Source organism: Christiangramia marina, from assembly GCF_048285865.1.
Lineage (GTDB): Bacteria > Bacteroidota > Bacteroidia > Flavobacteriales > Flavobacteriaceae > Christiangramia > Christiangramia marina.
The window spans coordinates 51,901-61,272 of sequence record NZ_JBLVTK010000005.1 but is presented as its reverse complement, the minus strand read 5'-3'; the positions used below and the strand labels follow the sequence as shown (position 1 = coordinate 61,272).

10 protein-coding genes and 1 rRNA gene are annotated in these 9,372 nt (G+C 35.9%); 6 read left to right on the top strand and 5 right to left on the bottom strand.

The genetic code is table 11. From position 1 onward, the window contains the following. From rrf to ACNKXS_RS14930, 5 genes are all read left to right on the top strand, one after another. A 5S ribosomal RNA gene (rrf, locus tag ACNKXS_RS15530) occupies nt 1-74 on the top strand; the annotation flags it as partial. A 161-nt stretch (nt 75-235) separates the two neighbouring features. After that, nucleotides 236-769, top strand: coding sequence for a DUF6252 domain-containing protein (locus ACNKXS_RS14945; RefSeq protein ID WP_417921571.1), 534 nt, complete (start codon nt 236-238; stop codon nt 767-769). A 4-nt stretch (nt 770-773) separates the two neighbouring features. Then, nucleotides 774-2,675 carry an outer membrane protein assembly factor BamB family protein gene (locus ACNKXS_RS14940; RefSeq protein ID WP_417921570.1) on the top strand — a complete coding sequence of 634 codons (1,902 nt, stop codon included), beginning with the start codon at nt 774-776 and terminating at the stop codon, nt 2,673-2,675. Between the two features lie 353 nt (nt 2,676-3,028). Beyond that, nucleotides 3,029-4,792: a tetratricopeptide repeat-containing sensor histidine kinase gene (locus ACNKXS_RS14935; RefSeq protein ID WP_417921569.1), complete on the top strand. Its 1,764-nt coding sequence runs from the start codon at nt 3,029-3,031 to the stop codon at nt 4,790-4,792. Between the two features lie 117 nt (nt 4,793-4,909). Continuing rightward, on the top strand, nt 4,910-5,560 hold the full coding sequence (locus tag ACNKXS_RS14930; protein ID WP_417921568.1) for a response regulator: 651 nt from the start codon (nt 4,910-4,912) through the stop codon (nt 5,558-5,560). Between the two features lie 160 nt (nt 5,561-5,720). Here the strand turns inward: ACNKXS_RS14930 and ACNKXS_RS14925 are convergent, their stop codons facing one another. The 3 genes from ACNKXS_RS14925 to ACNKXS_RS14915 all read right to left on the bottom strand — a co-directional run bounded on the left by ACNKXS_RS14925 (nt 5,721) and on the right by ACNKXS_RS14915 (nt 7,222). Continuing rightward, on the bottom strand, nt 5,721-5,969 hold the full coding sequence (locus tag ACNKXS_RS14925; protein WP_417921567.1) for a hypothetical protein: 249 nt from the start codon (nt 5,967-5,969) through the stop codon (nt 5,721-5,723). A gap of 140 nt (nt 5,970-6,109) precedes the next feature. Next, nucleotides 6,110-6,538 (bottom strand): DUF4268 domain-containing protein, encoded by a 429-nt coding sequence (locus ACNKXS_RS14920; protein WP_417921566.1) that lies wholly within the window; start codon nt 6,536-6,538, stop codon nt 6,110-6,112. Further along, nucleotides 6,539-7,222: a ZIP family metal transporter gene (locus tag ACNKXS_RS14915; RefSeq protein WP_417921565.1), complete on the bottom strand. Its 684-nt coding sequence runs from the start codon at nt 7,220-7,222 to the stop codon at nt 6,539-6,541. It lies immediately after the preceding gene. A 107-nt stretch (nt 7,223-7,329) separates the two neighbouring features. On the opposite strand from ACNKXS_RS14915, the gene ACNKXS_RS14910 reads away from it, so the two are divergent. Then, nucleotides 7,330-8,487, top strand: a complete 1,158-nt coding sequence (locus ACNKXS_RS14910) for a THUMP domain-containing class I SAM-dependent RNA methyltransferase (RefSeq protein WP_417921564.1) — start codon at nt 7,330-7,332, stop codon at nt 8,485-8,487. On the opposite strand, the gene ACNKXS_RS14905 is transcribed toward ACNKXS_RS14910, so the two are convergent. Beyond that, entirely contained in the window at nt 8,484-9,188 is a 705-nt protein-coding gene (locus tag ACNKXS_RS14905) for a DUF6048 family protein (RefSeq protein WP_417921563.1), read from the bottom strand. The two genes, ACNKXS_RS14910 and ACNKXS_RS14905, sit on opposite strands and share 4 nt — an antisense overlap. After that, on the bottom strand, nt 9,169-9,372 hold a 204-nt coding region (locus tag ACNKXS_RS14900), incomplete at its 5' end, for a DUF6452 family protein (protein ID WP_417921562.1). The genes ACNKXS_RS14905 and ACNKXS_RS14900, both read right to left, overlap by 20 nt.

The following is a 9,372-nucleotide window of genomic DNA, read 5'->3' as shown; positions in this document are numbered from 1 at the left end:
TCCCGAACAGAGTAGTTAAGCCCGTTAGCGCAGATGGTACTGCTGTATTGTGGGAGAGTATGTCGTCGCCTTCTTCTTAAGAACCCTTCATCATAGCGATGAAGGGTTTTTTTATACCATAAAGTCAAGGAGGCCATTCACTTTTATGCCCCTTTAATACGTCAAATGACGTATTGAAACCAAAACTTTCCCTCCTTAGTTTTACTCTTCAATTATTAACCTAAACCCGATAATAATGAGAGGAGTAAAACTTTTTAAAACATGTTTGATATTTCTAACAGTTTTCAGTTTATCATTAACCGGATGTTCAAAAGATGATGATGAAAACGGTTCTGGTGATGGAGGTGGAGAAATGACCGCCAATATTAGTGGAGCTGGAGCATTCAAGTCTTTTCCAGCTTCATCCAATGCAGTTAAACAAACTATAGGCTCTACCAGTACCATGCTCATGGTGCAGGGAACAAACGCTGACGGACAAGGTATAACCATCAATATAATGGGGTATACCGGGGAAGGTACTTATGATTTCACTTTTGGATCTTCAAATTCCAGCTCAGCTACTTACACAGAAACTGATGTAAACAATCCTATGGCAACTCAAATCTGGACTACACTTTATAGTTCGGGAGCTTCAAATGGTTCCATTACCATTTCAGAAGAGACCAGTTCAGGAGTTAAAGGGACATTTAACTTTAAAGGGAAAAATGGAAATGACGATTCTGTGAGAACAATTTCCGAAGGAAAGTTTAATGTGAACTTTAGAAGTTAATATTATGAAAATTATTTCTAAACTCATGCTTTTAGTAAGCATGCTAACGGCTTACATTAGTTTTGGTCAAACAAAGCCAGATCAAACTTATGATTTAGGTGCCAAAATTAATGAGATGACACTCACAGGGACTGGCACCTTAATCGTTGCTACAAATGATGGTATTTCTGGAATTTCAGCAAAAAACAGCAAACCTTTATTCAATTTTACAGAATTCGGGGCTATAAAGACTGAAGAAATGGAATTTGTTCCGCTATCTCCATATGTTATTGTTGCGCAGGGTGGCGGAAAAGGACCTATGGCTGGTCTATCTGCTTTAACAGGTACAAAAAGAGCAATTATAGATCATGTATCTGGAAGAGTAATTTTCAAAACAGATGATCTTGGTTGGAAACAAATCTTCACTTTTGATGTAATACTTCCACAGAATAAATTGGTAATTTCAGGATTGCAGAAAGATGGCAATGCTGCTGAAAAAAATACACCAAAAGTGGCTGTTTATGATCTTTCTGCTGGAAAATTGGATTATTCATTTTTTCTAAATGAACCTGGAAAAGTTACGGCTAAGTATTTTGCAGTGACAGGAAAACCACTTCTGCTGAAAGGTTCCCTAATTGTACCAACAAGCCAGGGTTTGATAAGTAAAAATCTTTCTGGAAAAACACTTTGGGAAAATAAGATGAAGAATATTGGCTGGATGGTAGCCGATGATACTGAAAAAGAAATTTACGCTTTTGAACCTGTAAATAATGGCAGCAATACCAGAATTCATAAAGTTGGTTCAAATGGAGCTGAACTATGGCAGGATGACCGAAAGGTAAAAGGAACGATCTCAAATTTTAAAATTTTAGACAATGGGCTTGCGGTAGTAAGTGACCAAAGTGGTAATGGAGGTGTTATGAGTAAAAAAAATGAATCTAATATAGCTTTTTTAGATGCTTCAAATGGTGAAGATTTATGGGACAAAGCTCCTAAAACTAAAGGCTATGTTCAGCATTTCTATACTATGGAAGATGGTATTCTTTTCGGAATTTATGAGGGTGGAATTAATAAAATTTCTTACGATGGAAATACCTTATTTAAAAAGCCATTAAAAACCGGAGAAAACATTCAGATTATGGCCCATACGCCTCAGGGGCTTATTTATATCACAGATGAAGATGCAAATATTGTAAATCTGGAAACAGGTGAACAAGTTTGGAATAAACCTCTAAAGTATAAAAAAGCCGCTGCTGTTGCTTCAGCTTACGATGAAAAGAATTCACAGTACCTGATTAGTGCTGATGATAAAATTTATGCTGTAGAAGAAAGTACTGGCGATATTTCAGATTTTGGAAAATTTGATTTTGAAGAAAAAGAGCAACCTAATCATATGGAAATTCGAGAGGATGGAGTATTTCTTTCCTCAAGTCAAAATGTAGCAATGTTTGGTGCAAACGGTGACGAATTATTTCATGAATATTACAAATCTCCATCAAACAGTGGATTTTTAAAGGTCGCTGCTGGTGTTATGGCTGTTGCAAGTACAGCTTTGGCTATGGCAAGTTCTGCTCGTGCAGGTGCTAATAAGACTGGTTTTGGTAGCAGTAATGATCTTAAGAATTACAATGATTATGGAAAAGAAGCTAAACGTGCTGCAGATATGTTTGCTGGTATTGGCGATGCCTCTTTTAAAGTTATGTCTCAGCGTTTCAAAGCCAGTTCTGCAACTGAAAATGACCAGTTCATTCTTACGAAACTGGACGGTGGAACTGGGCTGGTGAAGGTCAACAAGGATTCTGGTAAAGTTGAAAAAGAAATTGTCTTACAAGATAAAAAACCAGAATACAAAGTTGATGAATTCGGAGGTGTACTTTATTATAAAGCTAATAATAGTAGTATCTACGCTTATGATTTATCGAAGTAGAAATTGTATAAAAACTCAATGTTTATTGGATTTTTATATCTGAGGTCGGTTGGCGAAAGTTGCCGGCCTCTTTTTTAAAAAATTATGAAGGTCATCATCCACGTATTTATCATATTTTCCGGTGTTTTGGTTTTCATGATTTTTTCTGAAATAAATAAATCAAAGCAATTGAAGTCTAAACATAAGAACAGACTTTTTCAGTTAAAAATGCAAGAAAAACAAAGGTTGTCTAAAATCTCCAGCAGAAAAAAATGTCTTTACACCTATAATTTGCTGACTTACAACCTTTCTGAAGTTTTAGTTTGTTTAAAAAATGTAAATTAGAATACGCTAACCAATACTATTATCAATCTATGAAGCAATTATTATTCCTGATAATTGTAATTTTTGTAACTAAGGAGGCAAATTCGCAGACCAAAACTGAAATTGATTCTTTAAATTCTCTGACCATTCAGGATTCAAATATTTCTTCAGACTCTTTGCTGGTCATTTTCAATAATAATCTAAAGCATTCCAAAAAATTGAATTATATCAATGGAATTGCCGATTCCTACTGGCAATTATCAACCATTTTTGGTTATAGAGGCAATCAAGACAAAGCCGTGGAATATATGCTTAAGGCTATTAAGAGTTATGAAAATTCTGGTAATGAGGAAAAAGTAGCTGATTCTTATGGCGAGCTAGGATATAAGCTCAAGCGGGAAGATATAGAAAAGGCTCAATACTATATGGTTAAGGGCAGAAAGCTTGCTGAAGAAGGGAATTTTAGATTTATACAAAGCCGAATTTATAATAATTATGGGGTGCTAAAAGAAATGCAGGGAGAACTTGATAGCGCTGAGCTCTATTATAAAAAAGGACTTCGAATAGTTCTGGAAGATGATTACAAGGTGGGTATTCCCTACAGCTACAGTAATCTCGCTGGTGTTTACGGGCAATTAGGAAGTTTTGATAGCGCTCGATATTATTTTGAAAAAGCCAAAGAAATCAGGATTAAAAATGACGATCCAAAAGGAGTTGCTGAAAACTTCACACAGATAGGAGAAGTTTATCTTGAAGAGGAAAATGCATCTTTAGCCATAAAAAGTTTTCATCAGGCCATACCTTTAGCACTGGAAGAAAACTATAATTTTCTGGCTCAGTATACTTATCAGAAACTGTCTGAAGCATATAAATTGAGAAACAACACAGATTCCGCTTTATTTTACCTCGAAAAATATAACATCTTCAAAGACAGTATCAATTCAATTGAAGTGAAGGAGAAGATTGCTGAATTGAATGTGGAATTTGAAACAGAGCGGAAAGAAAACGAAATTTTAATTCAGAAGAATAAGATCGCAGAAAACGAGTTGGAAATAGAGAGAAGAAATTTCGCTATTTCAGGGATTCTAGCATTATTAATACTCGGTAGCTTGCTGGCATATTTAATTATAAACCGGAAAAATCTAGAAAAAAAACAACTTTCAAAAGAAAAAGAACTGGACGTTGCACTCGCAAAAATCGAAACTCAGAATAGATTAGAGGAACAAAGATTGAGAATAAGTCGGGACCTCCACGATAATATAGGATCACAGCTTACTTTTATTATTTCCAGCCTGGACAATCTTAAGTTCAAAATTAAGCAGGAGAATTCAGTAATTGCTAACAAAATAGATGAGATTCGGGTGTTTACAACTCTTACCATTAATGAATTGCGAGACACCATATGGGCAATGAATAAAGAAAATATTAGTTTGGAAGAACTGGTGTTTCGTATAGAGGAATTATTTAAAAATGCCAGAAAACTCCATCCAGAAAAGAAATTTATTTCCGAGTTCAAAGTAAATTCAGATAAGACATTTACTGCTTTAGAGGGTATTAATATTTTTAGGATTATTCAGGAGGCTTTAAATAATGCGATTAAGTATTCTGCCGCTGAAATTATTACTTTTTATGGCGAACAAAGAAATTCTGAAATCGTCTTTAAATTACAGGATAATGGGGTTGGTTATGATCCGAATCTCATTAAATATGGTAATGGATTATATAATATGGAAAAAAGGGCCAAGGATATTCATGCCACTATTGAAGTTCATTCAGAACTTAATGAGGGTGTAGAAGTTGTAGTTACTAAATAGTGCATATGCCTTATTTTATATTATGCAGCCTCTTGATATTTTTAATCATCCATTTATTGGGGGAATGGATTTTAATCTTCCGCAGGATCGTCATGGTCTCTGCGGAATTTTTTCAATATGAAAATTAGAATAGCGATATTAGATGATAATAGGTTTCTTCTCAAAGCGCTGGAGGAGAAAGTTTCTCTGTTCAATGATCTAGAGCATCGAATATCTCTGGTTTCAGGAGAGGTATTATTGCAAAAACTACAGGAAAACCTGAATGTTGATCTAATTTTGATGGATATCGAAATGCCTGGTCTTAATGGTATTGACACAACGATGCTGGTAAAACAAAAATTTCCGCACATAAAGATCATCATGCTAACGGTTTTTGATAATGACGAATATATTTTTAATGCTATAAAAGCAGGTGCAGATGGTTATTTTCTAAAAGATACGAATCCGGAAGACCTACATAGGGGTATTATTAGTACTATGAACGGAGGCGCAGGAATGACTCCTTCTATAGCAAAAAAAACTTTGAAATTATTACGAAATCCAGAAGCTGTAACCCAACTGGCATATCAGGAAGAAATTTCGCTGTCTTCCAGAGAAATTGAGGTACTTGAATATCTGTGTACTGGTTTGAGCCACACCCTTATTGCGGAACGGCTTTTCCTTTCTCCTAATACAGTTAGAAAACATATTGAAAATATTTATAAAAAATTACAGGTGCACTCTAAAATTGAAGCTGTGGAGAAGGCGAGGAGGCACAACCTTATTTAACCGAATTAGAATTTTAATTTAGAAGTGCATAAAAATCTATTGGAATATATTCATTCTACCTTCTTCCGGACCCTGAACACCCTGTCCCTTAACGTGGCCAAGAGCTGCCGAAGATGTAATGTAATCACCTTCCATTCTCCAATTTCCGGTAGAAGAAACGTCATTCCTTCGGTTCTAAAACAACATCATAACTGCCTTCAAAATTGAAAGTATTATCCTCGTTAAAGCTTAAGGCTGCATCGATATTCCTGGCTTCACCGCTGTAGTCAGAGCTAAGATCGACTATTTCAAAATTACCGCTTGTACTTCCGGAATAATCGAAGGCTTCCAGATTCCAGGTGTCAACCACCATCGCTCGATCTACTTCAGAATTTTCATTACCTGATGAAAATGAACTTAGAAGAATCAATCAGAAGGTGAATAGTAAATTTTAATCGTTTTCATTTTTAAAAATTTTGGTTAGTTATAAAATGACGAGATCAGGTAGGGTAAAGACCAGAAGTAGCTATATTTTGAGAATTTAAATTACTAAAAATTACCAATAAGACTTTAGTCTTTGATAAAATCTTGGAAATCATCAAAAAACTCTTCCAGCTTCAGCATGTTTTCAGCAAGAAATTGCTTCACCTCAGGCCAGAATTTTTTGTTGTAAATATTCACTCCTTCCATTTCAACATAAATACGAGAAACGGTCTTGCCTTCGGGTAGAAAATAGTCTTTATCAAAGATTATTTCCGGAAGGTAACTATCTTTTAGTACCGTCTTTAAAGAAAGAAGTTTTTCAAAATAATAGTCACGTATAAGTTCATCAGCATCTGTTATATCTAAGGAAACCTGCGCAATTTTATGTTCAAAGCTAAACTTTAGCTGAATCTCTTTCATCTTGGTATTATAAAGCAACCATTTATGCGGAAACTCTTTTCCGAAGCTAGTCCAGAATTCCTGGCGTATTTGTTTTGCTTCCTCTCTACTAAACATTTAAATGAAATAAGCGAGTAAAACCCCTAGTATTATAACTCCCAGTTTAGAAGCATTAAATGAATGGTTCTTGGAGGATTCAAATAGGATCGTAGTAGATACATGAAGAAAAATACCAATAACTACACCGTTGATCTCATCTGCATATCGGGCGATTTCAGGAATGTTGTTCTTAAGCCAGTTTCCAAGGGGCGTCATGGCAGCGAATAAAGACAGGAATACAAAAACTTTTGGTTTGCTGAGTTTACTCTGTACCAAAAATACTGAAAGAATTGCTGCAACGGGAATTTTGTGAATTACAACACCATGCAGAAGATGATTATCATGATCCATAGGAAAACCTTCAAGCAAAGAATGTATGCTCAAACTAATTAAAAGTGTAATGGGAAATGCTGCAGAATCTTTATTATGATGCATGTGACCATGTTCAGCACCTTTCGACAAAAATTCCAGCACGATCTGCAATAGAAGTCCTAGCATGATGAATACACCAATATCTTCATTTGCAGAATTATAAACTTCTGGAAGTAATTCCAGTACAGTTACAGCCAGAAGATATGCTCCACTAAATGCCAATAATAATTTAAAACCTGAGGAACTTCCTGGTTTTAAGAATACTGAAATGATATATCCAGCGATGACAGCCAGGATTGGTAACAGGTAAATATATAAGCTTTCCGGCACCTTGAAATTCAATTAGGACAGGAACTGCGGTTTAGACTGAAGTATCCTGTAAATATTATCGTATGGGACAAAATTACTTTATTTTTGTGGTTCTTTAAAGCAGTACTATGGATAACTACAGAATGATCGCCAAGACTTTATTTGGCTTCGAATCGATATTGGCAAAAGAACTTTTGGACCTTGGTGCAATGGATATCAAGGAGGGTAATCGAATGGTGAGTTTTGTTGGTGATAAAGGCTTTATGTACAAAGCCAATTTGTGTCTGCGTACCGCTATCAAGGTATTGAAGCCATACGAAAGCTTCAAAGCAAATTCTGAACAGGAACTTTACGATAATATCAAAAAGTTACCCTGGGAAAAATTTTTAGATGTGGAAGGTAGTCTTGCTATAGATTCCGCTGTACATTCAGATATTTTCACGCATTCACAATATGTAGCTTTAAAATCCAAGGATGCAATCGTAGATAGATTCAGGGAGAAATTTGGTAAAAGACCAGATGTGGATCTTGATTTTCCAGATCTACGAATTAACATCCATATTGAGAATAACTTCTGTAATGTATCTTTCGATAGTTCTGGAGATAGTCTTCACAAGCGAGGTTATAGAACCGCAACCAATATTGCGCCTATCAACGAAGTGCTGGCCGCGGGGATGTTGCTAATGTCTGGATGGGATGGTCAATGTGATTTTCTGGATCCAATGTGCGGTAGTGGAACAATTCCAATCGAGGCCGCTATGATCGCGTGCAATATTCCGCCAAACCTAAACCGGAAGGAATTTGCATTCGAAAAATGGAATGACTGGGATGAAGATCTTTATGAAAAGATTGAAGGTTCAGCACTGAAGAAAGTGCGTGATTTCCATTTTAAAATAAGAGGTTATGACAAGGCTCCTTCCGCAGTAATGAAAGCTAAGGATAACGTAGCCAATGCGAATCTGGGCGATTTTATTGAAATTGAACAGAAGAGCTTTTTCGAAAGTGTGAAGCAGAATGAGGGTTATCTTCATATGCTTTTCAATCCACCGTACGGTGAGCGACTCGAGATCGATATTGAAGATTTCTACGGAAAAATAGGGGACACCTTAAAACAGGGATATCCTGGCACCCATGCCTGGTTTATTGCCACCAATTTTGATGCGATTAAAAGTGTTGGGCTAAGAGCTTCCAGAAAGATAAAATTATATAACGGACCGCTTGAAGGACGACTTTTGAAGTACGTGCTTTATGAAGGTTCTAAGAAGAAGAGTAAGCAGGAGGACTAGTTCCTTGCTTTTTTGTAGAATGGGATCATATAACTAATGGAGTAGCCAAAACCTGCTCCAAATTCACTGGCATCATAAGTTCTTCCAAAACCAGGAATCGCAAGATTGTCCAGATTATTTGGTTCACTCTGACTAATTCTTCTCTTGAGCTGAACGTTGGCAGATAAGTATAGATTATTGATGATCTCTACTTTAATACCTACCATAACTTCAGCCCAGCTAGCTGTAAGTCCCGTAGATTCAATATCTTCAGTATTGGTATTTACACCATAGTAATCTGTAGAAGTATAGATAGTATATTCTTCCAGTGTTTGTGAAAAAGTGGCAAATCCATAACGAACACCCACAAAAATGACATTTTGCATATCCAGCCAATTCTCATAGGCATTGTAGTCTCCACCCAGCTTTATATAGCTACCATTGGATAGGGTTTGAATATTATCACCTTCAAAAGTTATCTTTTCATTTCCAAGTTCTGCAGCAACATAAAAATTATCGTAGAATCGATAGTCACCAACTAATTCAATTCCACTATAATTGTCATCAAAGACACTTCTTATAGGTTTACTAATATCGATTCCAACCCGAATCCCATACTTTTCATTATAATTTACGGTATCCTTTGTCGTGGATTGTTCCTGAGCACTTGTAAGAAGTGACGTGCAAAATATTAGAATGAAACTAGAAAAATATCGAAACATGGGCATTATTTTGATCGTCAATATTAGTTTCCAGAATCTGTATGTTTTGCATCCAGGAATCGTCTTCACCACCTTCTAAATTTACCTTTAAGCCAATGAAATTAGCTTTATAGGCGCAGGCGCGATTTATATATTCCTCCTGTACGGTATATGAAAAACGTAGAGTATCTGTGTTTTGTGGATT

Bases quoted from the DNA above. Each gene is read 5' to 3' on its own strand.
- ACNKXS_RS14910 (WP_417921564.1), top strand. From the start codon at position 7,330: ATGGATAACTACAGAATGATCGCCAAGACTTTATTTGGCTTCGAATCG.
- ACNKXS_RS14920 (WP_417921566.1), bottom strand. From the start codon at position 6,538: ATGTTTAGTAGAGAGGAAGCAAAACAAATACGCCAGGAATTCTGGACT.
- ACNKXS_RS14930 (WP_417921568.1), top strand. From the start codon at position 4,910: ATGAAAATTAGAATAGCGATATTAGATGATAATAGGTTTCTTCTCAAA.
- ACNKXS_RS14945 (WP_417921571.1), top strand. From the start codon at position 236: ATGAGAGGAGTAAAACTTTTTAAAACATGTTTGATATTTCTAACAGTT.
- ACNKXS_RS14935 (WP_417921569.1), top strand. From the start codon at position 3,029: ATGAAGCAATTATTATTCCTGATAATTGTAATTTTTGTAACTAAGGAG.
- ACNKXS_RS14940 (WP_417921570.1), top strand. From the start codon at position 774: ATGAAAATTATTTCTAAACTCATGCTTTTAGTAAGCATGCTAACGGCT.
- ACNKXS_RS14905 (WP_417921563.1), bottom strand. From the start codon at position 9,188: ATGTTTCGATATTTTTCTAGTTTCATTCTAATATTTTGCACGTCACTT.